The 23569-nt window shown below is 45.7% G+C and carries 24 protein-coding genes; 23 read left to right on the top strand and 1 reads right to left on the bottom strand.

From position 1 onward, the window contains the following. Positions 1-152: 152 nt before the first annotated feature. From uvrA to DWZ03_RS05235, 3 genes are all read left to right on the top strand, one after another. Positions 153-2987: an excinuclease ABC subunit UvrA gene (gene uvrA / locus DWZ03_RS05245; RefSeq protein WP_120129084.1), complete on the top strand. Its 2835-nt coding sequence runs from the start codon at positions 153-155 to the stop codon at positions 2985-2987. Positions 2988-3011: 24 nt separating this feature from the next. Further along, positions 3012-3491, top strand: coding sequence for a Cys-tRNA(Pro) deacylase (gene ybaK, locus DWZ03_RS05240; protein WP_035458018.1), 480 nt, complete (start codon positions 3012-3014; stop codon positions 3489-3491). Between the two features lie 117 nt (positions 3492-3608). After that, complete coding sequence (locus DWZ03_RS05235; protein ID WP_118264202.1) at positions 3609-5129, top strand: peptide MFS transporter; 1521 nt, start codon at positions 3609-3611, stop codon at positions 5127-5129. A gap of 89 nt (positions 5130-5218) precedes the next feature. Here the strand turns inward: DWZ03_RS05235 and DWZ03_RS05230 are convergent, their stop codons facing one another. Next, on the bottom strand, positions 5219-5716 hold the full coding sequence (locus tag DWZ03_RS05230) for a GNAT family N-acetyltransferase (protein WP_008663324.1): 498 nt from the start codon (positions 5714-5716) through the stop codon (positions 5219-5221). 107 nt (positions 5717-5823) lie between these two features. Between DWZ03_RS05230 and DWZ03_RS05225 the strand changes: the two genes are divergently transcribed. The 20 genes from DWZ03_RS05225 to DWZ03_RS05130 all read left to right on the top strand — a co-directional run bounded on the left by DWZ03_RS05225 (position 5824) and on the right by DWZ03_RS05130 (position 23555). Continuing rightward, positions 5824-7284, top strand: a complete 1461-nt coding sequence (locus DWZ03_RS05225) for a monomeric [FeFe] hydrogenase (protein WP_120028635.1) — start codon at positions 5824-5826, stop codon at positions 7282-7284. After that, the gene (gene hydE, locus DWZ03_RS05220; protein WP_118274039.1) at positions 7281-8339 is read left to right on the top strand and encodes a [FeFe] hydrogenase H-cluster radical SAM maturase HydE; all 1059 of its coding nucleotides are present in this window, start codon (positions 7281-7283) and stop codon (positions 8337-8339) included. The genes DWZ03_RS05225 and hydE overlap by 4 nt, the downstream gene beginning before the upstream one ends. 52 nt (positions 8340-8391) lie before the next feature. Continuing rightward, positions 8392-9810, top strand: a complete 1419-nt coding sequence (hydG, locus tag DWZ03_RS05215) for a [FeFe] hydrogenase H-cluster radical SAM maturase HydG (protein WP_057087978.1) — start codon at positions 8392-8394, stop codon at positions 9808-9810. An 11-nt stretch (positions 9811-9821) separates the two neighbouring features. Beyond that, positions 9822-11012: a [FeFe] hydrogenase H-cluster maturation GTPase HydF gene (gene hydF / locus DWZ03_RS05210; RefSeq protein ID WP_120129082.1), complete on the top strand. Its 1191-nt coding sequence runs from the start codon at positions 9822-9824 to the stop codon at positions 11010-11012. 223 nt (positions 11013-11235) lie between these two features. Next, positions 11236-11562, top strand: coding sequence for a PadR family transcriptional regulator (locus tag DWZ03_RS05205; protein ID WP_009038604.1), 327 nt, complete (start codon positions 11236-11238; stop codon positions 11560-11562). Between the two features lie 82 nt (positions 11563-11644). Then, on the top strand, positions 11645-12754 hold the full coding sequence (locus tag DWZ03_RS05200) for a PspC domain-containing protein (protein ID WP_044468510.1): 1110 nt from the start codon (positions 11645-11647) through the stop codon (positions 12752-12754). Between the two features lie 541 nt (positions 12755-13295). After that, positions 13296-13832, top strand: coding sequence for a UpxY family transcription antiterminator (locus DWZ03_RS05195; RefSeq protein WP_044468630.1), 537 nt, complete (start codon positions 13296-13298; stop codon positions 13830-13832). A 35-nt stretch (positions 13833-13867) separates the two neighbouring features. Further along, positions 13868-14356 carry a UpxZ family transcription anti-terminator antagonist gene (locus tag DWZ03_RS05190; protein WP_009038601.1) on the top strand — a complete coding sequence of 163 codons (489 nt, stop codon included), beginning with the start codon at positions 13868-13870 and terminating at the stop codon, positions 14354-14356. 14 nt (positions 14357-14370) lie between these two features. Continuing rightward, positions 14371-15393: a UDP-N-acetylglucosamine 4,6-dehydratase (inverting) gene (pseB, locus tag DWZ03_RS05185; protein ID WP_022400702.1), complete on the top strand. Its 1023-nt coding sequence runs from the start codon at positions 14371-14373 to the stop codon at positions 15391-15393. Further along, positions 15390-16553 carry a UDP-4-amino-4,6-dideoxy-N-acetyl-beta-L-altrosamine transaminase gene (gene pseC / locus DWZ03_RS05180; protein ID WP_087332518.1) on the top strand — a complete coding sequence of 388 codons (1164 nt, stop codon included), beginning with the start codon at positions 15390-15392 and terminating at the stop codon, positions 16551-16553. Before pseB ends, pseC begins: the two co-directional genes overlap by 4 nt. A 286-nt stretch (positions 16554-16839) precedes the next feature. Next, positions 16840-17175, top strand: coding sequence for a DapH/DapD/GlmU-related protein (locus DWZ03_RS20155; RefSeq protein WP_227224503.1), 336 nt, complete (start codon positions 16840-16842; stop codon positions 17173-17175). Next, entirely contained in the window at positions 17172-17855 is a 684-nt protein-coding gene (gene pseF, locus DWZ03_RS05170) for a pseudaminic acid cytidylyltransferase (protein ID WP_057252550.1), read from the top strand. The genes DWZ03_RS20155 and pseF overlap by 4 nt, the downstream gene beginning before the upstream one ends. Beyond that, positions 17836-18828 carry a UDP-2,4-diacetamido-2,4,6-trideoxy-beta-L-altropyranose hydrolase gene (pseG, locus tag DWZ03_RS05165; RefSeq protein WP_081028740.1) on the top strand — a complete coding sequence of 331 codons (993 nt, stop codon included), beginning with the start codon at positions 17836-17838 and terminating at the stop codon, positions 18826-18828. Before pseF ends, pseG begins: the two co-directional genes overlap by 20 nt. 87 nt (positions 18829-18915) lie before the next feature. Continuing rightward, positions 18916-19518 carry a UDP-4-amino-4,6-dideoxy-N-acetyl-beta-L-altrosamine N-acetyltransferase gene (gene pseH, locus DWZ03_RS05160; protein ID WP_035448359.1) on the top strand — a complete coding sequence of 201 codons (603 nt, stop codon included), beginning with the start codon at positions 18916-18918 and terminating at the stop codon, positions 19516-19518. Between the two features lie 6 nt (positions 19519-19524). Next, positions 19525-19929, top strand: a complete 405-nt coding sequence (locus tag DWZ03_RS05155; protein WP_009038594.1) for a VOC family protein — start codon at positions 19525-19527, stop codon at positions 19927-19929. Beyond that, positions 19926-21506, top strand: a complete 1581-nt coding sequence (locus tag DWZ03_RS05150; RefSeq protein WP_087332517.1) for an HAD-IIIC family phosphatase — start codon at positions 19926-19928, stop codon at positions 21504-21506. Before DWZ03_RS05155 ends, DWZ03_RS05150 begins: the two co-directional genes overlap by 4 nt. Before the next feature lie 4 nt (positions 21507-21510). After that, the gene (locus tag DWZ03_RS05145; RefSeq protein ID WP_009038592.1) at positions 21511-21735 is read left to right on the top strand and encodes an acyl carrier protein; all 225 of its coding nucleotides are present in this window, start codon (positions 21511-21513) and stop codon (positions 21733-21735) included. Between the two features lie 8 nt (positions 21736-21743). Next, positions 21744-22757 (top strand): pseudaminic acid synthase, encoded by a 1014-nt coding sequence (pseI, locus tag DWZ03_RS05140; protein WP_009038591.1) that lies wholly within the window; start codon positions 21744-21746, stop codon positions 22755-22757. A 79-nt stretch (positions 22758-22836) separates the two neighbouring features. Further along, positions 22837-23160, top strand: a complete 324-nt coding sequence (locus tag DWZ03_RS05135; protein WP_371413541.1) for a nucleotidyltransferase domain-containing protein — start codon at positions 22837-22839, stop codon at positions 23158-23160. Further along, a complete protein-coding gene (locus DWZ03_RS05130) occupies positions 23160-23555 on the top strand; it encodes a HEPN domain-containing protein (protein ID WP_034529826.1) in 396 nt (131 codons plus the stop codon). The genes DWZ03_RS05135 and DWZ03_RS05130 overlap by 1 nt, the downstream gene beginning before the upstream one ends. Positions 23556-23569 lie beyond the last annotated feature (14 nt).

Raw genomic sequence — 23569 nt, 5'->3', positions numbered from 1 at the left:
TAGCTGCAAAGGTACGAATATTGTGGCATTTCTGCCAAAGGATTGCGTTAAGAAATAATATTGTGCATTTCAAAACTGAAAAATAGCGCTTTTCGGCTGATATTCGGGGGGAAACAGTTATTTTTGCAGTTAAAACGATAGGATAAATTAACATGCAAGAAGAAACAGAATATATCAATGTATATGGTGCGCGCGTGCACAACCTTAAGAATATCGATGCCGAGATTCCCCGTAACAGCCTTACGGTGATTACCGGACTGAGCGGAAGCGGCAAGTCCTCGCTGGCATTCGATACTATCTTTGCCGAAGGGCAGCGCCGCTATATCGAGACTTTTTCGGCATACGCCCGTAACTTCTTGGGAAACCTGGAGCGTCCGGATGTGGACAAGATAACGGGACTGAGCCCGGTTATCTCCATCGAGCAGAAAACCACCAACAAGAATCCGCGCTCCACCGTGGGCACCACCACCGAGGTGTACGACTACCTGCGTCTGCTCTATGCCCGCGCCGGCGACGCCTACTCCTATCTCTCGGGCGAGAAGATGGTGAAGTACACCGAAGAGCAGATACTGGACCTCATTCTGAAAGACTATAAAGGAAAGCGCATCTACATCCTTGCCCCGCTGGTGCGGGGGCGTAAGGGACACTACAAGGAGCTTTTCGAGCAGGTGCGCAAGAAGGGCTACCTCTACGTGCGTGTGGACGGCGAGGTGCGCGAAGCCCTGCCCGGTATGAAGCTGGACCGCTACAAAAACCACGATGTGGAGGTAGTGATAGACAAGCTTGTGGTGGCAGATAAGGACGACACGCGCCTGAAGAACAGCGTAGCCACCGCCATGCGCCAGGGCGACGGGCTGCTGATGATACTTGATGCGCAGACCGACAGCGTGCGCCATTACAGCAAGCGGCTGATGTGTCCCGTGACGGGCTTGTCCTATCGGGAACCGGCACCGCACAACTTCTCCTTCAACTCCCCGCAGGGCGCATGCCCCAAGTGCAAAGGGCTGGGGGTGGTGAGCCAGATTGACATCGACAAGGTGATTCCCGACCGTGAGCTCTCCATCGCCGGAGGTGCCATCGCACCCTTGGGGAAAGCCAAGAACAGCATGATTTTCTGGCAGATTACCGCCTTGCTGGAGAAGTATGAGGCAACGCTGAAAACTCCGGTGAAGGAGCTGCCGGAGGATGCACTGGACGAGGTGCTCTACGGCTCGGACGAGCGCATCAAGATAAAGAGTTCGCTGATAGGCACCTCTTCCGACTACTTCGTGACGTTTGAGGGTGTCATCAAATACATTCAGATGTTGCAAGAGAAGGATGCTTCCGCCACGGCGCAGAAGTGGGCGGACCAGTTTGCCAAGACTGCCGTTTGTCCGGAGTGCCATGGCGCCAAGCTGAACAAGGAAGCGCTTTCGTTCCGCATCCACGACAAGAACATCTACGAACTGTCCACAATGGACATTAGCGAGCTGTATGACTGGCTATCTGCCGTAGACCCGCATCTCAGCAGCAAGCAGCAGCAGATTGCCGGTGAAATCCTGAAGGAAATCCGTACGCGGCTCAAGTTTTTGCTCGATGTCGGTCTGGATTATCTTTCGCTGAACCGTAGTTCCGTCAGCCTTTCCGGTGGTGAAAGCCAGCGTATCCGCCTGGCTACGCAGATAGGTTCACAGCTGGTGAATGTGCTGTATATATTGGATGAGCCGAGTATCGGCCTGCACCAACGCGACAACCAGCGCTTGATACACTCTTTGAAGGAACTGCGTGACATTGGCAACTCCGTCATTGTGGTGGAGCATGACAAGGATATGATGCTCGCCGCCGATTATGTCATTGATATGGGGCCGAAAGCCGGTAGGCTGGGAGGGGATGTTGTCTTTGCCGGTACTCCCCGTGAAATGCTACGGACGCATACGCTGACTTCCCAATACTTGAATGGTGAGCGTGCCATTGAGGTGCCTGCCAAGCGTCGCGAGGGCAATGGACACAGTCTGTGGCTGCGTGGCGCCAAGGGTAATAATCTGAAGAATGTGGATGTAGAGTTCCCGCTGGGCAAGCTGATTTGCGTTACCGGTGTTTCCGGCAGTGGCAAGTCCACGCTTATCAACGAGACGTTGCAGCCTATTCTTTCGCAGAAGTTCTATCGTTCACTGCAGGATCCTTTGGACTATGACAGTATTGAAGGGCTGGAATATATAGACAAGGTGGTGAATGTGGACCAGTCTCCTTTGGGACGAACGCCGCGTTCCAATCCTGCCACTTATACCGGTGTGTTTTCCGATATCCGCAATCTGTTTGTCGGCTTGCCCGAAGCGAAGATACGTGGATATAAGGCGGGACGCTTCTCCTTTAACGTCAGTGGCGGACGCTGCGAGGCTTGCCAGGGCAACGGCTACAAATGCATTGAGATGAATTTCCTGCCGGATGTGTATGTGCCTTGCGAGGTGTGCCACGGCAAACGCTATAACCGCGAGACGCTGGAAGTGCGCTTTAAAGGCAAGTCCATTGCCGATGTGCTGGATATGACCATCAACCGTGCGGTGGAGTTCTTCGAGAATGTGCCCCAGATATTGAATAAGATTAAGGTTATCCAGGAAGTGGGATTGGGCTATATCAAGCTGGGACAGTCCTCCACCACGCTCTCCGGAGGTGAGAGCCAGCGCGTAAAGTTGGCTACGGAACTCTCCAAGCGTGATACGGGCAAGACACTCTATATCCTCGACGAACCTACCACCGGACTTCATTTTGAAGATATCCGCGTACTGATGAATGTACTGAACAAACTTGTTGACAAAGGAAACACCGTCATCGTCATAGAGCATAATCTCGATGTCATCAAGATGGCGGACTACATCATTGATATGGGTCCCGAAGGTGGCAAGGGGGGAGGGGAACTCCTCTCCTGCGGAACACCCGAAGAGGTGGCGAAGAGCGAGAAAGGCTATACTCCGAAATTCCTGCGTGAAGAGCTGGGGGATAATTACTAATTACTAATTTTGTAACTTGTTATGGTGAAAATTAATAAGACGAATGCAGCGCGGCTGCTCGACAAAGCCAAGATAGCCTATGAACTCATTCCCTACGAGGTGGATGAGAACGATTTGAGCGCCGTACATGTAGCCGCCAGTTTGGGCGAGGACATCAACTGCGTGTTCAAGACACTTATTCTTCACGGCGATAAATCCGGCTACTTTGTCTGCGTCATCCCGGGTGAGCACGAAGTGGATTTGAAACTGGCGGCAAAGGCATCGGGCAACAAGAAGTGTGACCTCATTCCGGTTAAGGAACTTTTACCTCTGACGGGCTACATCCGCGGAGGTTGTTCGCCCATCGGCATGAAGAAGCCTTTCCCTACCTATATCCATGAAACGTGCCTACGGTTTCCGTATATCTATATCAGTGCCGGACAACGTGGTTTGCAGCTTAAACTGGACCCGAAGGATTTGGTAAAAGAAGTGCGTGCAGAAGTTTGTGTTCTTTTTAATGAATAAATCTTCTATTTCTGCCGAGATATTTTAATTTTATAAGGAAATATTCAATAGAATTTATATATTTGCAGGAATTATTCAAGAAATCAATCCAATTACTAATTCTAAAAACTAATTTTTATGTTCAACAAACACCCTAAAGGTCTGATTGCCGCATCCTTTGCTAATTTGGGCGAGCGTTTCGGCTTTTATACCATGATGGCCATTCTTGTACTTTTTCTGCAAGCCAAGTTCGGACTGGATGGAAAAGAGGCAGGTTTGATCTACTCAACATTTTATTTTTCTATTTACATTCTTGCATTGATAGGTGGTATTATTGCCGACAAGACCCGTAATTACAAAGGTACCATTTTTGCCGGTATTGTCCTGATGGCGGTAGGCTACTTGATGCTTGCCATCCCGTCTCCTACACCGGTTGCCAATAAAACCTTGTTTTTGGTGATTACTTGTGCGGCCTTGTTTGTCATTGCTTTCGGAAATGGTCTTTTCAAGGGAAATCTTCAAGCGCTGGTAGGGCAGATGTACGACAATCCCCAATATTCCAGCATGCGTGATTCCGGTTTCTCCTTATTCTATATGTTCATCAATGTAGGTGCCATCTTTGCTCCGTTTGCTGCAGTAGGCGTACGTAACTGGTGGCTGTCCACATTCGGCTACAATTATGATGCCGACCTGCCTGCCCTTTGCCACGGACATCTGGCAGGAACGCTGACTCCCGAAGCTGTGGACACTTATAGTGCACTGGCAACGAAAGCCACTATTTCCGGAACACCCGTAACGGATATGACGGTATTTGCCAATGAATATCTGAACGTGTTTACCACCGGTTTCCATTATGCATTCGGTGTAGCTATCTTGGCTATGGTTCTCTCTTTGGTAATTTTCGTCATCAACAGAAAGAAATTCCCCGATCCCAGCAAGAAGGTGGCTGCAAAAGCGGGCGATGCCACTGCAGTGGAGATGAGCGCACAAGAGGTAAGACAGCGCATGTATGCATTGTTTGCCGTATTCGGTGTGGTAATTTTCTTCTGGTTCTCGTTCCATCAGAATGGGTTGACACTGACGTATTTTGCCAAGGAATATACAGATTTGAATTTATTCGGCATGGCTATTTCAGCTGAGCTGTTCCAGTCTTTGAACCCGATTTTCGTTGTATCTCTGACACCGGTCATCATGGCTGTCTTTGCAGCACAGCGTGCCAAGGGTAAAGAGCCTTCCACTCCGCGGAAGATTGCCATCGGTATGGGTATTGCTGCCACCGGCTTCCTTATAATGGCTATCGGTTCTTATGTAAGCAACTTGCCGATGCACAAGGATATAATCGCTTTGGGTACCTCTCCGGTGAAGGTGACTCCGCTGTTGCTGATGGTTACCTATCTGATATTGACTGTTGCCGAATTGTACATTTCTCCGTTGGGCATTTCATTCGTGTCCAAGGTGGCTCCTCCCAAATATCAGGGTATCATGCAGGGCGGTTGGCTCGGCGCTACTGCCATTGGTAATCAGTTGCTCGTTATCGGTGCTATCCTTTACGAAAGTATTCCTATCTGGATGACGTGGACGGTATTTGTAGTAGCGTGCTGCATTTCCATGTTCACCATGCTGTTCATGCTGAAATGGCTTGAAAAGGTGGCGAAGTAATCGGAAACGAAAGATAAAACTAAAGGCTGCGCAATGTTCGTAATGAACTGCGCAGCCTTTAGTTTTTGGAGGGCTTTTAATGCCGGGACTCAGATTTCCAGTCCCATGATGTAGTCATTCATGTAATATCCGTTTCCTATCGGGAAATCCCCTTCACGGAGTTTCCGCATTCCCATATGTTCGTAAAACTGCAGTGCCTTGTTGTTACGGTTCACATTCAATTCCATCAGACAAGGGCCGGGATGCACTTTCTTGATGTACTTGATGGCTTCGCGAAAGAGGAAACTGCCGCAATGTGCACCCTGGTAATAGGGGAGCACATAAATCTTTTGCAGGTGGAATAAATCTTCTCCTTGCTGCTGTACGGACACATATCCCGCCGCTTCACATTCTTCGTAAGCCAGGAAATAGACGTGGCCTTCCTCTTCCATTTGTTTACGGATATTGTCCAATGAATACATCCATTCCATCATGTAGTCGGTCTGCTCGGGAGTAAGGATATCCTTATACGTGACGGGAAATATTTGCTGCGCAAGTTTCTGAATCAGTGCGCAGTCTGCTGTCGTTGCTTTTCTTATGGTAAACATATCGGTTGTATTTATACTGTTTGGGGTGTAAAGTTAAGCCTTTTTTGTGAAACAATCGTTATCTTTGCAGACCGTTACCGAACTAACTAATTCTGATTTTAAAAATTATGGCATTTACGAGCAACATTATGATTGTCCGCCACAGATTGCTGAAGGAACTGGTAAAGCTGTGGAATAACAACGAACTTGTGGATAAAATAGACCGGCTGCCCATCGAGCTGAGTCCGAAGAGGTCCAAGCACGCGGGACGCTGCTGTGTGCACAAAGAGCGCGCGGTGTGGAAGTACAAGTCATTGCCGCTTCTGGGACTCGATATGGAGGACGAGACGGATGAGCTGACCCCCTTGTCGGAGTACGCTGCCCGTGCATTGGACAGAGCGGAAAATGGCAGGCCGAAAGACAACATCATGTGTGTGATTGACGAAGCTTGTTCGGCATGTGTGCAGATTAACTACGAGATTACGAACCTCTGCCGCGGATGTACGGCACGCAGTTGCCAGGTAAATTGTCCCAAGAAGGCAGTGCACGTCAAGGAGAGCGGGCAGGCATGGATTGACCATGATGCGTGTATCAGTTGTGGCATCTGCCATAAGAGTTGTCCCTACCATGCCATTGTTTATATTCCCGTACCTTGTGAGGAGGCTTGTCCCGTGAAAGCCATCAGTAAGGATGAGAAGGGGATAGAGCATATTGACGAAAGCAAATGTATCTATTGCGGAAAGTGTCTCAATGCATGTCCATTCGGAGCAATTTTCGAAATATCGCAAGTGTTCGACGTGTTGCACAGAATCCGTAAGGGTGAGCAGGTGGTGGCTATCGTGGCTCCGTCCATTCTGGGGCAGTTCAAGACGACTATTGAACAAGTGTATGGCGCACTGAAACAAGTGGGCTTTACGGATGTCATCGAGGTGGCGCAAGGTGCGATGGATACCGTCAGCAACGAGGCGCACGAACTGATTGAGAAGTTGGAAGAGGGACAGAAGTTTATGACGACTTCCTGCTGCCCGTCTTATATAGAACTGGTGAACAAGCATATTCCTGCCATGAAGCCCTACGTGTCGGGCACCGGTTCGCCGATGTACTATGCCGCACGCATTGCCAAGGAGAAGTATCCGGATGCAAAGGTGGTCTTTATCGGTCCGTGCGTAGCCAAGCGTAAAGAGGCGCAGCGTGACGAAGCGGTGGATTTCATTATGACTTTCGAGGAGATGGCTTCCGTGTTTGCCGGACTGGATATTCAGATGGAGCAGGCGAAGCCCTATTCCATGAGTTTCACTTCCGTGCGCGAGGCACATGGCTTTGCCCAGGCAGGCGGTGTGATGGGTGCTGTGAAGGCTTATCTGAAAGAAGAAGCGGATAAAATCAATGCCGTGCAGGTGGCTAATCTGGATAAGAAGGCTATCGGTTCGCTGCGTGCTTATGCCAAAACCGGTAAGGCTCCGGGACAGTTCATCGAAGTGATGGCATGCGAGGGTGGTTGCATCACCGGACCGTGTGCACACAATGAGATAGCTGCCGGAAAGCGTCAGTTGACACAAGAGTTGGCTAAGAGAGAGGAAACATATTGAAATATTTGATTGACAAACTGCGGAGCAATCGCAGGCTGGATGCCGAAGAGTATAAAGCCTTGCTTCTTTGCCGGGACACAGAACTTGCAGCCTACCTGCAGGAGCTTGCCCGGGAAGAAGCGCTTGCCCGCTTTGGCAATAAAATCTTCATTCGCGGACTGATTGAGATAACCAACCGTTGCCGCAATAACTGCTACTATTGCGGCATACGGAAGGAGAACCGGAACATAGTCCGTTATGAACTGGCGCAGGAGGAGATTCTTTCGTGTTGCCATGAAGGCTATCGGTTGGGCTTTCGAACCTTTGTGCTGCAAGGGGGCGAAGCGCAGGCGGTGAAGGATGAGGGGATGGTGGAGACAGTTGCCGCCATCCGGCAATCCTTCCCGGATTGTGCCATTACCTTATCTTTGGGCGAAAAATCGCGGGAAGCCTACGAACGTTTCTTCCTGGCAGGTGCCAACCGCTATCTGTTGCGGCACGAAACCTGCAACGAAGGGCATTATCACCGGCTTCATCCTGCTGAGATGTCCCTTTCCCATCGGTTGCAATGCTTGGACTGGCTGAAAGAGATAGGCTATCAAGTGGGAACCGGAATCATGGTAGGCAGTCCTTACCAGACGGTGGACCATCTGGTAGAAGATATTCTCTTCATCGAACGGTTTCAGCCGGAGATGATAGGCATGGGACCTTTTCTTCCGCATCACGATACTCCGTTTGCCTCTTTTCCGCCGGGAGATATGGAGTTGACGCTGAAGTTGCTTTCTATCTTCCGGCTGATGCATCCCGCGGCACTGATACCTGCTACCACTGCCCTGGCCACACTTGCTCCGGACGGACGGGAACGGGGAATATTGGCTGGCGCCAATGTCGTGATGCCTAATCTTTCGCCTTCTCATCAGCGGACGAAGTACTCCCTTTATGATAACAAAGCTTCTGCGGGTGCCGAAGCGGCAGAAGGTTTGCAAAAATTGGAGGAACAACTGAAAGGGATAGGCTACGAGGTATCAAAAGAGAGAGGAGATTATGAGAATGGAGAATTGACCGTTGATAATTGATAATTTTCAAATCTTCATTCTTTATTTTAATTACCAATTATCAATTTACGAAGTGTATAACATAAAGTCAAGACAAGCAGAAGAATTCATCAATCATCAGGAGATATTGGATACATTGGAGTATGCGCAGGCAAACCGCAACAACCGTCCGCTCATCGAAAGTTTGATTGACAAGGCTGCTTTGTGCCAGGGGCTTTCCCATCGGGAGGCGGCCCTACTGCTGGAATGTGACGAGCCGGAACTGGTGCAGCGCATCTATCATCTGGCACGTGAAATCAAACGGAAATTCTATGGCAACCGCATTGTGATGTTTGCCCCGCTTTACCTTTCCAACTATTGCGTGAACGGCTGCGTCTATTGCCCGTATCATGCCAAGAACCGTACCATTCCCCGCAAGAAACTCTCGCAAGAGGAGATACGCCGCGAGGTTATCGCCTTACAGGACATGGGGCATAAACGCCTTGCCCTGGAAGCCGGAGAAGACCCTCGAAACAACCCTATCGACTATATCTTAGAGTCCATCCGCACCATCTACAGCATCCACCACAAGAACGGGGCCATCCGCCGGGTGAATGTCAACATAGCCGCCACTACAGTGGAAAACTATCGGTTGCTGAAAGAGGCAGGTATCGGCACTTATATCCTTTTTCAGGAGACTTACAGCAAAGAGCATTACGAAGTCTTGCATCCCACGGGACCGAAAAGTAATTATGCCTACCACACCGAAGCGATGGACCGCGCTATGGAGGGTGGCATCGACGATGTAGGTATCGGTGTATTGTTTGGTCTGAATACCTATCGCTACGACTTCGTAGGATTGCTGATGCATGCCGAACATCTGGAAGCTACCTTTGGCGTAGGTCCGCATACCATCAGCGTACCGCGCATTTGTCCGGCAGATGATATTTCGACCGAGGATTTTCCCGATGCCATCTCGGATGAGATGTTCTGCCGTATTGTGGCGGTTACCCGCATTGCGGTGCCTTATACGGGAATGATTATTTCCACCCGTGAGTCGGAAGCCGTACGCCGTCGGGTGCTCGAACTGGGTGTTTCGCAGATAAGCGGCGGTTCACGCACCAGCGTAGGAGGTTATGCCGTGCCGGAAGCCAAAGAGGAAGATTCCTCCCAATTCGATGTGAGCGACCGGCGCACGCTGGATGAAGTGGTGAGCTGGCTGCTCGACTTGGGGCATATCCCCAGTTTCTGCACCGCCTGCTACCGCGAGGGACGTACCGGAGACCGCTTCATGTCGCTCGTCAAGCGCGGACAGATAGCAAACTGCTGCCAGCCCAATGCACTGATGACATTAAAAGAATATCTGGAGGACTATGCCTCCTCCGAAACCAAGGAGAAGGGCATGCGGCTGATTCGTGAGGAGATGAAGCATATCCCGAACCCCAAGATACGGGCGATAGCCGAACGTAATCTTCAGGAGATAGGGGAGGGGAAAAGAGACTTTAGATTTTAGATTTCGGATTTATGAATAATACACCTCGTTCCAACCGCCTGCACATTGCCGTCTTTGGACGACGGAACAGCGGAAAGTCTAGCCTTGTCAATGCCTTGACCGGGCAAGACACGGCATTGGTATCCGCAACGCCCGGCACTACTACCGACCCCGTGACCAAAGCCATGGAAGTATATCCTTTGGGCCCGTGCCTCTTTATCGATACCCCCGGTTTTGATGACGACGAAGGCGAACTGGGCGGTATGCGCGTGGAGCGTACCTTAAAGACGGTGGAGAAAGCGGACATCGCCCTCTTGCTTTATGAAGCTGACGGAACGCTGGAACAGCAGTGGCTAAAGCTGCTGGCTGCGCGCGAAATCCCCGTGATACTGATACTGAATAAAGCCGATTCCCGTCAAGACACCGCTTCCATGGTTCTTCGGATTGAAAAGGAGTGCGGGCAGGCTCCCGTTGTGGTCAGTGCCAAAGAGGGTACCGGCATTCAAGGCATTTTCGATGCTATCCTCGAAAAGCTTCCCGAGAATTTTGGTGAGCAGACTATCACGGGCAATTTGGTAAGTGAAGGAGATGTCGTCCTGCTGGTGATGCCCCAGGATATACAAGCCCCCAAAGGTCGTCTCATTCTTCCGCAAGTGCAGACCATCCGCGAACTGTTGGATAAAAAGTGCTTAGTGATGAGCTGCACCACCGACAAGCTGCAAGCCTCCCTGCAAGCCCTTGTCCGTCCGCCTAAGCTGATAATCACAGACTCTCAAGTGTTCCCCATCGTCTATCAACAAAAGCCTGCCGAGAGTAGTCTTACTTCCTTCTCGGTTCTTTTTGCCGGTTACAAAGGAGACATCAATGCCTTTGTAGAGGGAGCTGCCGCTATTCATAGCCTGACACCCCAATCGCGTGTACTGATAGCCGAAGCCTGCACCCACGCCCCGCTGACCGAGGACATCGGCACCGTCAAAATTCCCCGCCTGCTACGAAAGCGCATCGGCGAGGAATTGCAGATAGACTTTGTATCTGGAAATGACTTTCCCAGAGACTTGTCCCGATATGATTTAATTATCCATTGCGGCGCTTGCATGTTCAACCGGAAGTACGTTCTCAATCGTATAGCCCATGCCCGCGCACAGCACATCCCCATAACCAACTACGGAGTAGCAATTGCGAGTCTGACCGGTATATTGGATAAAATTGTTATCCATCGGTAAATATCCCTCTCCCTCTTTGTTCATGTTACTGATGTAATAGAGTAGTGTGAACTACTTTTTTTTGTTAATTATACTTAATATAAGGTACTTTGTAATGCAAGGTACTGATATAATACATATATTTGTGCCATACAAGGAACAACAATAGAATGAATGAGGACACTCATTACTCTATTGCGCAGCCAAATAGTAAATCGTAAATTGTCAAATAGTAAATACCATTATGGATGTAAACAATGTAAAGTCGCAAATGCGCAAGGGCATGCTTGAATATTGCATCATGCTGCTGCTGCACAAGGAGCCGGCTTACGCTTCGGATATCATTCAGAAGTTGAAAGAAGCCAGACTGATTGTAGTGGAAGGTACACTTTATCCGTTGCTCACCCGTCTGAAGAACGACGACTTGCTGGGTTATGAATGGATTGAGTCTACGCAAGGTCCTCCACGTAAGTATTACCGGTTGACGGAAAAAGGAGAAGTCTTTCTCGGTGAACTGGAAATGTCCTGGAAAGAGTTGAACGAGACGGTGAATCACATCAGCAATTCTTGAAATGACCACAGAGAATATGCTGCATTCGCCGAATGGTAAATAGTAAATCGTAAATAGTCAAATTGTAAATAAATAGTGTGTTATGAAAAAGACATTAACTGTAAATTTAGGTGGAACCGTTTTCAATATTGATGATGACGCATACCGTCTTTTGGATAATTATCTGAGTAATCTCAAGATGCACTTCCGCAAGGAAGCAGGTGCCGACGAGATTGTAGATGATATTGAACGCCGTATTTCCGAACTCTTTGCCGAGAAATTGTCGGCCGGTTCGCAAGTAATCACGATAGCCGATGTGGAAGAGGTGATTGCCCGCATGGGAAAGCCGGAAGATATGGAGGCGGAAGGAGAGAGTGCTAGTGCCGATTCCGGCAGCACGAGTGCCGGGGGCGGCTATGGTGCCGGTGCTTGGAACAGCAATACCGCTTATGGCACTACACGCCGTCGTCTATACCGCAATCCGGATGACAAAATGCTGGGTGGTGTCATCAGTGGAATGGCTGCCTACCTGGGATGGGATGTAACTTTACTTCGACTGTTACTGCTTGTCATCTTGATTTGTGGGGTAGGGACATTGATACCGGTCTATATCGTGTGTTGGCTGGTTATACCGGAAGCCCGCACAGCAGCCGAGAAGTTGAGTATGCGTGGCGAGGCCGTTACGGTGGAGAATATCGGAAAGACGGTGACGGACGGTTTTGAGAAGGTTGCCAATGGGGTGAATGATTATATGAGGTCGGATAAACCCCGTACTTTCTTGCAGAAGTTGGGAGATGCATTGGTGATGATTGTCGGCTGGTTCTTGAAAATCTGTCTGGTGATATTCGCCATTATTTGCAGTCCGATACTGTTTGTGTTTGGAGTGGTATTCGTGGCGCTGTTGTTTGCTGCGATAGCGGTGGCTGTTGGTGGTGGTGCAGCTCTCATTTCCCTTTTCCCGATGGCTGATGTGGTACTGCCTACTTCTCCGCTGTCTGCCATTGTGATGTACATTGCAGGTATCTTGTTGGTAGGAATTCCTTTGGTCAGCCTTGTGTGGGCCATCTTTAGCCAGATATTCAAGTGGCAGCCGATGAACTCCGGCTTGAAGTGGACGCTGGTTATCCTTTGGATTGTAAGTGCAGCTTGCTTCGGAATCTGTTTTGCAGTGCAGGGGGCTACTTTCCCGGAATTGGGTATCTTTAATTTCTGAGAATAGTAATTTCTTTTTTAATTGATATCGTGTTTGTGGAAATCAGATTTCTATAAACACGATATTTTTTTATTGGGTGTAATTGGTTGTTATACAGTGAAATATTGCGTTTGGAAAAGGCGTTTTTTAAACGTTCGTTTAATGAACGCAAAGATAACGTGTATTTTTGAATCTCGCAAAATGTTTAATAAAAATATTCTATAAATTTCTTTTTAGTGAGTATAATACTTTGTCAGTAAGCCTATTGCATTGTATTTCTCTAACTTCTTCCTTTTACTAATTTTTAAGTAATCTTCCCTCTTTAATTTTCTTAAATATTGACGTTCAAAAAACGAACGTCTATTGAACGCTTTTTGCTTGCAATAGATTCGTTTACAGCATTTTACCTGTCAGGTAATGAATGACTGCAAAAAATCTGTTGACAAGAAGGGCATAAAGCTTGTCGTATTCTACATAAAGTGTCCGCAAGTAATTGAATTTCAAGTGTATGCAAGAGGTTCAAAGCCCCAGGAGAACACCCTTGTCTGAACAAAAGCATAAAATGGGAATAGAGAAAGAGGCCGAAATCTGGTATGCTATGCGTGCCACCTACCGCAGAGAACCGGATGCCATGCGTCTGCTAAAGAAAGAAAATTTGGGCTGTTTCATTCCTATGCAATACAAGATATGTATAAAAAAAGGGAAAAAAGTCCGTGCTCTGGTTCCGGTCGTTCATAATCTGCTTTTTGTCCATGCCCGTCCTTCCGATGTGCAGCGTGTCAAGTCTCAAGTCACTTATCTGCAATATATCACCGATACCCGCAGTGGGCAGAAGATTATTGTCCCAGACGGTCAGATGCAGCGTTTCATTGCCGTATCCGGCACTTACGATGATCATCTTCTTTATTTTCAACCGGATGAATTGAACTTGTCCAAGGGTACCAAAGTCCGGATTACCGGCGGTGAATTTGAGGGGCAAGAGGGGATATTTCTGAAGGTAAAGGGCGCACGTGACCGTCGCGTGGTTATCGAAATACAAGGTGTCATAGCTGTTGCCATGGCCACTATCCATCCCGATCTTATAGAAGTAATCGGCTGAACTTTAATTTTTAATTTTTAATTCTATAATTGCTTATGTCTCTTTCCGAAGAAGCAATCACTCTTCAGCGTGCTGCGCACGAACTGATGTATTTGGGTATGGACGGCAGTCCCGTCTATAGCGATGACTTGTCACGGCGGAACGGTGAGGTCTACCGTCTTACCATGGCTTTGTACCGGTCGGGTGTAAAAGGCACTACCATCGAAGAGCAGGCAAATGTCTGTCTTGCCCTTCTTATGGGTTACAGCGCCTCTTTTGTGGACCATGGCGAAAAGCAGCGGCATGTCCAGAAAGTGCTGGACTGTTGTTGGGATGTGCTCGATGCCCTTCCCGCTTCCTTACTGAAGCTCCGTCTGCTTACCGCCTGCTACGGTGAAGTGTTCGACGAGTCTTTGGCCGACGAAGGCCGTTCCATCATCGCCTCCTGGGATTCCTTATCACTTACTCCCGAACAGCAGGAAGCGGTTGATGAGTTTCAGAATGTGACAGACAATCCCTATCCGTGGGAATATATCGATGAATAAAACTTTTCATTATAATGCTTAACAATAAATCCGTATTGATTACCGGAGGAACGGGTTCCTTCGGAAAGAAGTTTGTGGAAACCATCCTCCGTGATTATCCGCAAGTAAAGAAAATCATTATTTACTCCCGCGATGAGCTGAAGCAATTTGAGCTGAAACAGAAATATCCCGGTCATAAGTATCCGCAACTGCGTTTCTTTATCGGTGATGTCCGTGACCTCGAACGCCTGACGCGGGCTTGCGAAGGAGTGGACGTGATTATCCATGCAGCCGCCATCAAGCAGGTGGATACCGCTGAATACAATCCCGAAGAGTGCATCAAAACCAATGTACACGGTGCGCAGAATGTGATAAAGGCTGCTCTTGCCACCGGTGTACAGCATGTGGTGGCCCTTTCTACCGACAAGGCATGTGCCCCCATCAATCTTTATGGCGCCACCAAGCTCACTTCCGACAAGCTGTTTACTGCTGCCAACAATATCAGCGGTTCCAAGAACATCAGGTTCTCCGTAGTCCGTTATGGCAATGTGATGGGTTCCCGCGGTTCCGTAATCCCTTTCTTTATCAACAAGCGTGACAACGGGGCGAAGGAACTTCCCATAACCGATATGCGCATGACCCGTTTCAACATTTCGCTGGAAGCCGGTGTCGCTTTGGTCATGTATGCCATCGGACATCACCTGGGTGGTGAAATCTTTATTCCTAAGATTCCTTCCTATCATATCCAGGACGTGGCTACCGCCATTGCACCCAATCTGCCGCAGGTGGAAGTGGGCATCCGTCCGGGAGAGAAGCTGCACGAGGAGATGATTACTGTAACCGATGCTCTTGATACAATCGATTTGGGCAGATATTATGTCATTCTTCCTTCCGTATCTTTCAAGCACAGTCGCGAAGAGTTCATCAGACATCACAATGCAGTACCCGTTCCCGACGGTTTCCACTACAGCAGTGACAACAATACGGAGTGGGAGACAGTAGAGACTATGCGCGAGAATATAAAGAAATACGTTGACCCTAATTTCGAGGTGAAATGATAAGCAAGCCTATTCCATACGGTCGTCAGCATATCACAGATGAGGATATCCGGGCAGTCATCGATACCCTGAAAAGCGATTACCTGACACAAGGTCCCAAAATCAGGGAATTTGAAACGAAATTTGCCGAATATGTAGGTGCACAATATGCCGTAGCGGTGAACAATGCCACTTCGGGGCTTCATCTTGCAGCTACCGCACTGAATGTAAAGCCGGGCGACAAGGTGATTGTCACTCCCATGACCTTTGCTGCCAGTGCCAACTGCATCCGCTATTGTGGCGGCGAGGTGGTATTCTGTGATATTGACAAGGATACTTACCTCATGGATATTCGTAAACTCGAAGCCATGCTTAAAGCTTCTCCCCGCGGTACTTACAAAGGTATTGTTCCGGTTGATTTTGCAGGCTATCCTTTGGATCTGGAAGAGTTCAGAAAGCTTGCCGACGAGTACGGCTTGTGGATTATCGAGGATGCCTGTCATGCTCCCGGTGGCTATTTCATGGACAGTAAAGGCAAGAAACAACATTGTGGCAATGGTTGTTTTGCCGACTGTGCCGTATTCTCTTTCCATCCCGTGAAACATATCGCTACGGGTGAGGGAGGCATGGTGACCACCAACAGCAAGGAGCTCTATGACAAGCTTTGTCTTTACCGTACGCATGGCATTACGAAAGACCCTGCTTTATTGCACGAGCATCATGGTGGCTGGTATTACGAGATGCAGGAGTTAGGCTACAATTACCGTCTGACTGATTTTCAGGCTGCCTTGGGTATTTCTCAGCTGGAGCGTGCGAAAGCAGGTCTTGACCGCCGCCATGAAATCGTGAGACGCTATAATGAAGCGTTTTCCGGAATAGATGGTATCAAGACTCCGTTCAATGCTGCCGATGTCTATCATGCTTATCACCTTTATATCATTCAAGTAGCTGACCGCTTGGGCCTTTATAATTATCTGCACGAGAACAATGTCTATGCGCAGGTTCATTATGCTCCGCTTCATCTGATGCCTTACTATCAGCAGTGGAGAAATAGGAAAGGCGATTTACCTATAGTAGAAGAGTATTACGAACATTGTCTGAGTCTTCCGATGTATCCCACGTTGACGGACGAGGAACAGGAGTATGTGATTGAAAAGGTTATAGAATATATAAAACAATGATTACTTCCATTCCTATTGAAGCTATTGAAAAGCAGCTTTTGCAGCAACTTTCCTCTTTTTTCTTCTTGAGTGAAGAAGATGAGATGTTAATAAATATGAAAATGGGGGGGTGATATCTCGTTGTGAATATTGTTTTTCCCGTACGAAAAATAAGTATTACTCATGCGACGGAGAGACATACTTCAACCCTTATCAAAGTGCACAATATACAATTTTTCTCTATTTTTTTGCTAACACCATTTCTCAAGATACTGATAACCGTTTATTGGCAGATAAGTTGTATTATTTGAATAAGATAATGAATGGGTGTGATTTGTATCATGAGGTAAATCTTCCTCATTATTTTACGTTGGATCATCCGGTCGGTAGCGTTATGGGACGGGCTGAATATGGTGAAGGATTCAGTTTTGGGCAAAATTGCACGGTGGGAAACAATAAAGGAATTTATCCGGTTTTAGGTGAAAATGTGCGGATGTGTGCAAATTCTTCTATTATCGGTAACTGCCGGATAGGTGACAATGTGATTATCGGGGCAAATTCTGGTGTGAAAGATGAGGATGTGCCGGACAATTCAATTGTTTTCGGGTATTCTCCCCATTTAATTATAAAGGCTAAACGATGAAAAATATCTGTATTATTCCTGCCCGTGGCGGCAGTAAACGTATTCCGCGTAAGAATATCAAAACCTTTATGGGCAAGCCTATTATTGCATACTCCATTGAGGCGGCTTTGCAGAGCGGACTTTTTGACGAAGTAATGGTTTCGACCGATGATGAAGAAATAGCGGAGATAGCTTGCGGATACGGGGCCAAAGTTCCTTTTATGCGCAGTGCTGAGACCTCGAATGATTATGCCGGCACGGCCGATGTAATTCTTGAAGTTTTAGAGATGTATAAAGAGCGAGGCAGGGAATTTGATACAGTTTGTTGCATTTACTCGACAGCTCCTTTTGTCACTCCTGAAAGGCTTCGGGAAGCATACGGAAAAATGAATTCGGAGATTGACTCCGTTTTCACTTGTGTGGCTTATTCCTATCCTATACAGCGTAGCCTTCATATTGTAGACGGGAGAATCGGTATGGTTTATCCCGAATACATGAATACACGTTCCCAAGATTTAGAGCCGATTTATCATGATGCCGGCCAATTCTATTTCTCTCGTACTGCTCCTTTTGTGGAGAGCCGGACTTTTTGGGGGAAGAACACAGCCGGACTGGTACTTTCCGAACTCGAAGTGCAGGACCTCGATACGCTGACCGACTGGACATTGGCGGAAATGAAGTATGAGTTACTTCATAGATGATGTAATGCAGAAAATCTATTTCCGTGCCGACGCAAGCGCTACCATCGGCTACGGTCACTTTATCCGTACTCTGGCTTTGGCCGATATGCTGAAGGACGATTTCGATTGTACCTTCTTTACTTGCCATCCTACCTCATATCAGGTAAGTGAGATGGAGAAGGTATGTCCTTTCATCCCCTTGCAAGAGGAAACGCATTCTGCTGATTTCCTTTCCCATTTGCAAGGTGATGAAATTGTGGTGCTCGACAATTATTTCTTCACTACCGATTATCAGCGTGCCATCAAGCAAAAAGGCTGCCGCCTGGTGTGCATTGACGATATGCACGACAAGCACTATGTGGCTGATGTCGTGATTAACCATGGTCAGACCAATTCTGCACTTTTCGACGTGGAACCTTACACCAAGCTCTGTTTGGGATTTGATTGGGCATTACTGCGTAGCCCGTTTATAGAGGCTGTAAACAAACTCTGTTCTTGTGCAAAACGTAGTACGGAAAGTATAACCATTACTTTTGGTGGTGTGGATTCCTTTGACTTTACTGGCCATTACATTCGTGAAGCTATGCAATTGCCTACTGTCAGTCAGATAACTGCAGTGGTAGGTGATGCTTATCAACCTCAAAAGCCGAGGGTACGGGATAGGCGAGTGTCTTATTGCTCCAATTTAACAGCTCAACAGATGGCCGAACTTTTTTGTGCTTCCGATTGGGTAATCTGTTCAGCAAGTACTGTGAGTCTCGAGGCCATTGCTTGTGGTGCCAAGTTGGCTGTAGGTTGGTATGTAGATAATCAGGCTGATTATTATTCACTGTTAACCTCTACTGGAGGAGTTCTTCCTTTAGGAAATATTAAGGATAATCCCATACCTCTGACATCTTTAGAGATTGCTGGGGTTGATAACTTGCAGATACAAGGTGGTATTCGTGAACGCTATATTAATCTGTTTGAAGAATTGGGAAGAAATGTGCATTGACGATAATCGCATTCTTTTTGGAAAAATTCTCATAATGGACAATTGATGCAGGAATAGAACAGATAATTTTAATTATTTAGCAATTGAATGATACAAATAGACAAACAAGCGGTTTATAAATATAATGGTTATGTTTTCCAACACTTCTCTATTTTGTCGGAAGAACTCCTAAAGCAAATATTGGATTGGAGGAATACTTTTGAGATAAGGCAGTTTATGTATAATACAGATGTAATATCTCTTGAAAATCACTTGAATTTTACGAAAACCCTTGCTCAACGAGAAGATTGTTACTATTGGTTAGTAACAAAAGATAATGTTCCCTATGGAGTCTTCAATCTGACCGATATAGACCATGAAAGAAGAATCGCTGAATTAGGCTATTATATGGCACCTTCCCAAATGAAAAGTGGAGGGGGACTTGATTTTGTTTATACTATCATCTGTTTTTCTTTTGAGGTTGCAAAATGTATAAAACTGGTAGGTTCAATTGATATAAACAATACCGATGCATTGTTATTGGATGAGTTTTTAGGCTTTGTTTTGGGTGATACGGTGGAATCCGACGGATGTTGTCATAACCGGAAATTCATTGAATGGGAGCTTTCAGAACTTCATTATAGAAGTACTACAGTATATAGAAATGATATACGTAAATTGGTCCGCTTTATTAGAGATAAACGCAAATAGAGAATCATGTTATCAAATTTTCATTTTCACCATATAGGATACGCTGTTACCAGTATTGAAAAAACAATGTATTATTACATTGATGGGGGATATTCTTGTTCATCTGTGATATTTGATCCAATACAGAATGTAAATATCTGTTTCCTTACAAAAGAAGGAGAGCCTATGATTGAACTTCTTGAACCTGTTGATGAGAATTCTCCAATCAATAAAAATCTTGAGAAGAATGGAGTTTGTCCGTATCATTGCTGTTATAGTGTAGAAAATATAGAAGATGCCATCGCACGGCTTCGTAAAATGAGGTTCATGGTGGTAAGCTATCCGGCAGAAGCAGTAGCTCTCAATAATCATCGGGTAGCTTTTCTCTATAATAAAGATATCGGTTTAATTGAATTATTAGAACAAAAATGAAATTCTTTATTTTTAGAAACAATACGCTGGAAAATATCTTCGGCACAGACGAAGTGGAGTATTCTGGTTACGAAGATATATCATATATACCTCAAAATACATCTTTGTATTTGTGGATGTATCAAATACCCATAAGATGGAATCAGAAGCAACTGGCTGACGAAATTGATGCATATATTAGAAAAATGCAGCTTGTTTTCTCGCAGGTTCCACAAGGGAAAGAATTTGTAGCATTCACATTGGTAGACATCTTTCCTACGAGATTTACTGATGCCAATTTTATTGTAAGGGAGGCTATCGTCCGGTATAATACCCAACTGTATAATATGGCTGGAACGAATGTAAATTTTAAGGTGATTGACTTTTCTGAGTTTACTTCCCGTTATAGGTCAGAGGAATTGATTGGATGGAAATTCTATTTTATTTCTCAAATGTATATATCTTCTAAAATTACTAGTGAATTTGCTACATGGGTAGACTCTAAAATACAGAATATAGCTTTAAAGAGAAAGAAATGCCTCATTCTTGATTTGGATAATACTTTGTGGGGTGGAGTCCTTGGCGAGGAAGGCATTAATGGTATACAAATTGGCGGGGATTATCCAGGTAAGGCATTTTTATATTTTCAGGAAGCGCTGTCTGCGTTAAGTAAAGAGGGTATTATTTTATCTGTTTGTAGTAAGAACAACGAAGAAGATGTATTCGAAGCTTGGGAGCAAAATCCGTTTATGGTTTTAAGGAAAAAAGATTTTGTTGCTATTCGTATAAATTGGAATGACAAGGCTTCGAATATCGTGGAACTGTCTAAAGAGCTGAACATAGGTCTTGATAGTATGGTGTTCATTGATGACAATCCGGCAGAGCGTGAATTAGTAAAACAGACCTTGCCTATGGTGGCTGTCCCGGACTTTCCAAAACAAGCATATATGTTACCGCAGTTTTTCATGCAATTAGTTCGTGATTATTTTGAAGTTTACGAAATTACCGGTGAAGATAAAAAGAAGACGGAACAATATAAGGCAAATGCGGAACGTACACGCGAACAAGCCAAATTCTTAAACTTTGAAGATTTTCTTCGTTCATTAGAAATTAAAATTGAGCTTCAGAAGGTGGACTCATTCAATATATCACGAATTGCTCAGATGACGCAAAAAACAAATCAGTTTAATTTAACGACCCAACGTTATTCTGAAGCTGATGTCAGACAACTTCTGGATAATCAATGGAAAATCTATTGCATCAGAGTTTCAGATAAATTTGGTGATAATGGTATCACGGGAGCAGTTTTCATCGCTGATAATAGTATTGAGAATATATTGCTTAGTTGTCGTATATTAGGTAAAGGTATTGAAACGGCTTTCATTAAATTTGTATTTAAATTGTTGGTTGAGGATGGTGTGTCAGCTTTAGAAGCAAAATTTATTCCTACTCTCAAAAACAGACAAGTGGCTGATTTTTATGACCGGCTTGGCTTTTCTGTGATGCGAGTAGAAGAGGGTGTTAAATACTATATGGCGAATATTGACAAATTAGATTTGTCAATACCTGATTATTATTCAATAACAGTTAAACAATAAAGTTATGATTACGAATGAAGAAATAATGGATGTGATGAGAGCTGTTTTAAAAACAGATGTAGATGAGAATACCTCTCAGAATAATTGCGAAAAGTGGGATAGTATGAACCATTTGAATCTGGTTATAGAATTGGAAGATACTTTCGAAGTAGAGCTTGAGCCTAATGAAATCAGTTTGATGAAATCTTTCTCTGACATCAAAAATATTATTTCAAACAAGTTACAATAAGAACCATTATGGGAAAAACATTTATCATAGCCGAGATGTCGGCGAATCATAATGGCAGCAAGCAGATAGGCATAGAAACAATTCGTGCTGCCAAACGTGCAGGTGCAGATGCTATCAAGCTCCAAACATATACAGCTGATACCATAACGTTGGATAATGATAAAATGGAGTTTATGGCTGATTCTACAAGTGTTTGGGCCGGCATGCGTTTGTACGATCTCTATAAGCAAGCCTATACCCCTTGGGAGTGGCACGAAGAATTGTTTCGTGTGGCCAAGGAGGAAGGACTTATCTGTTTTTCATCACCGTTTGATAAAACTGCGGTAGATTTCCTGGAATCCTTGGGCAACCCCATTTACAAAATTGCCTCTTTTGAAATTACGGATATTCCTTTAATAGAGTATGCCGCCAAGAAGATGAAACCGATGGTGATGTCTACCGGCATTGCCACTGAAGAAGACATTCAGTTGGCTGTAGATACTTGCCGTGCGGCGGGCAATGATGATATTACGCTGTTGAAATGCACCTCCTCTTATCCTGCCCCCATTGAGGAAGCCAATCTGTGCATGATAAAGGATTTAGCCGAGCGCTATGGAGTGAAGTCCGGTTTGTCCGATCATACCATTGGCAGTGTGTCTGCCGTAGTGGCTGTGACACAAGGTGCAACCATGATTGAAAAGCATTTTATTATCGACCGTAGTATTGGCGGCCCCGATGCCTCATTCTCAATGAACGAGCAGGAGTTTGCCCAAATGGTGAAAGATATACGCATGGCCGAAGCGGCTATCGGCTCAGTATCGTATGAACTTACTGATAAGATGAAGTCGGGAAGGGAGTTCTCCCGTTCGCTCTATGTAGCCGAGGATATGAAAGCCGGAGAAGTGATTACAGAGCAGAACGTTCGCTCCGTTCGTCCGGGCTTCGGTTTGCACCCTAAGTATCTGAAAGATATATTGGGAAAGAAAGTAAATCAGGATTTGGAGAAAGGAACGAGATTTGCATGGGAGTTCGTGAATAGTTAGAGGTCATCAAAAAAGAGAATATTGTTACTGCAATTCTTAAAAATAAAACTATCTTTGCGGTAGTCTAAACACTAAAAACATAGTCTATATGAATCGCAAGGAATTGGTGAAGCGTCTGAAATATATGATAAAGAGTGTTGCTCCCAACTCTCAGACTATTCTTTATGGTTCTGAGGCACGTGGAGAGGCAAAACAGAATAGTGACATTGATATTCTGATTTTAGTGGATAAAGATACAGTTTCTCCTATGGAGGAGGATGTCATTACTGCTCCAATATATGATTTGGAAATAGAAACAGGTACTATTATTAGCCCGATTGTGATGACTCGTAAAGCTTGGGAGGCAGCAAAGAGAAAGACTGTATTTTATTATAATGTAATGAAAGATGGTGTGTTGCTGTGATGGAAGAGGATATAAAGCGTGATATTGTCAATTATAGGCGTCAAAAGGCATGTGACTTGATGCATGATGTTGATGTCTTGATAGATAATGAACTATGGAATTCTGCTGTAAATAGGATGTATTACGCTTGTTTTCATATGGTTTCAGCATTGTTGATTTTGCATGGAATTGAAGTGAAAAGTCACATGGGAGTTCGACAAGCTTTTGGACTTCATTTTGTAAAGACGAATTTGTTGTCGTCTGAATGCGGGCGCATCTTTTCTAAAATTTACGATAAAAGGCAGTCAAGTGATTATGATGATTTCAAAGAGTTTACCAAAGATGAAATTGATAATTTGTACCCTCAGATTTCATTCTTGATAAGTGAAGTTGATAGATTGATTACAGAAAAATAGATTTCCTTCTTCCC

Origin of the sequence: Bacteroides sp. AF29-11 (assembly GCF_003602895.1) — a bacterium.
Lineage (GTDB): Bacteria > Bacteroidota > Bacteroidia > Bacteroidales > Bacteroidaceae > Bacteroides > Bacteroides uniformis.
This window is presented reverse-complemented; position numbering and strand designations above follow the sequence as displayed.

Coding starts and splice junctions, on each gene's coding strand:
- uvrA (WP_120129084.1), top strand. CDS start 153: ATGCAAGAAGAAACAGAATATATCAATGTATATGGTGCGCGCGTGCAC.
- DWZ03_RS05235 (WP_118264202.1), top strand. CDS start 3,609: ATGTTCAACAAACACCCTAAAGGTCTGATTGCCGCATCCTTTGCTAAT.
- DWZ03_RS05230 (WP_008663324.1), bottom strand. CDS start 5,716: ATGTTTACCATAAGAAAAGCAACGACAGCAGACTGCGCACTGATTCAG.
- DWZ03_RS05225 (WP_120028635.1), top strand. CDS start 5,824: ATGGCATTTACGAGCAACATTATGATTGTCCGCCACAGATTGCTGAAG.
- hydF (WP_120129082.1), top strand. CDS start 9,822: ATGAATAATACACCTCGTTCCAACCGCCTGCACATTGCCGTCTTTGGA.
- DWZ03_RS05205 (WP_009038604.1), top strand. CDS start 11,236: ATGGATGTAAACAATGTAAAGTCGCAAATGCGCAAGGGCATGCTTGAA.
- DWZ03_RS05200 (WP_044468510.1), top strand. CDS start 11,645: ATGAAAAAGACATTAACTGTAAATTTAGGTGGAACCGTTTTCAATATT.
- DWZ03_RS05195 (WP_044468630.1), top strand. CDS start 13,296: ATGGGAATAGAGAAAGAGGCCGAAATCTGGTATGCTATGCGTGCCACC.
- DWZ03_RS05190 (WP_009038601.1), top strand. CDS start 13,868: ATGTCTCTTTCCGAAGAAGCAATCACTCTTCAGCGTGCTGCGCACGAA.
- pseB (WP_022400702.1), top strand. CDS start 14,371: ATGCTTAACAATAAATCCGTATTGATTACCGGAGGAACGGGTTCCTTC.
- pseC (WP_087332518.1), top strand. CDS start 15,390: ATGATAAGCAAGCCTATTCCATACGGTCGTCAGCATATCACAGATGAG.
- pseF (WP_057252550.1), top strand. CDS start 17,172: ATGAAAAATATCTGTATTATTCCTGCCCGTGGCGGCAGTAAACGTATT.
- pseG (WP_081028740.1), top strand. CDS start 17,836: ATGAGTTACTTCATAGATGATGTAATGCAGAAAATCTATTTCCGTGCC.
- pseH (WP_035448359.1), top strand. CDS start 18,916: ATGATACAAATAGACAAACAAGCGGTTTATAAATATAATGGTTATGTT.
- DWZ03_RS05155 (WP_009038594.1), top strand. CDS start 19,525: ATGTTATCAAATTTTCATTTTCACCATATAGGATACGCTGTTACCAGT.
- DWZ03_RS05150 (WP_087332517.1), top strand. CDS start 19,926: ATGAAATTCTTTATTTTTAGAAACAATACGCTGGAAAATATCTTCGGC.
- DWZ03_RS05145 (WP_009038592.1), top strand. CDS start 21,511: ATGATTACGAATGAAGAAATAATGGATGTGATGAGAGCTGTTTTAAAA.
- pseI (WP_009038591.1), top strand. CDS start 21,744: ATGGGAAAAACATTTATCATAGCCGAGATGTCGGCGAATCATAATGGC.
- DWZ03_RS05130 (WP_034529826.1), top strand. CDS start 23,160: ATGGAAGAGGATATAAAGCGTGATATTGTCAATTATAGGCGTCAAAAG.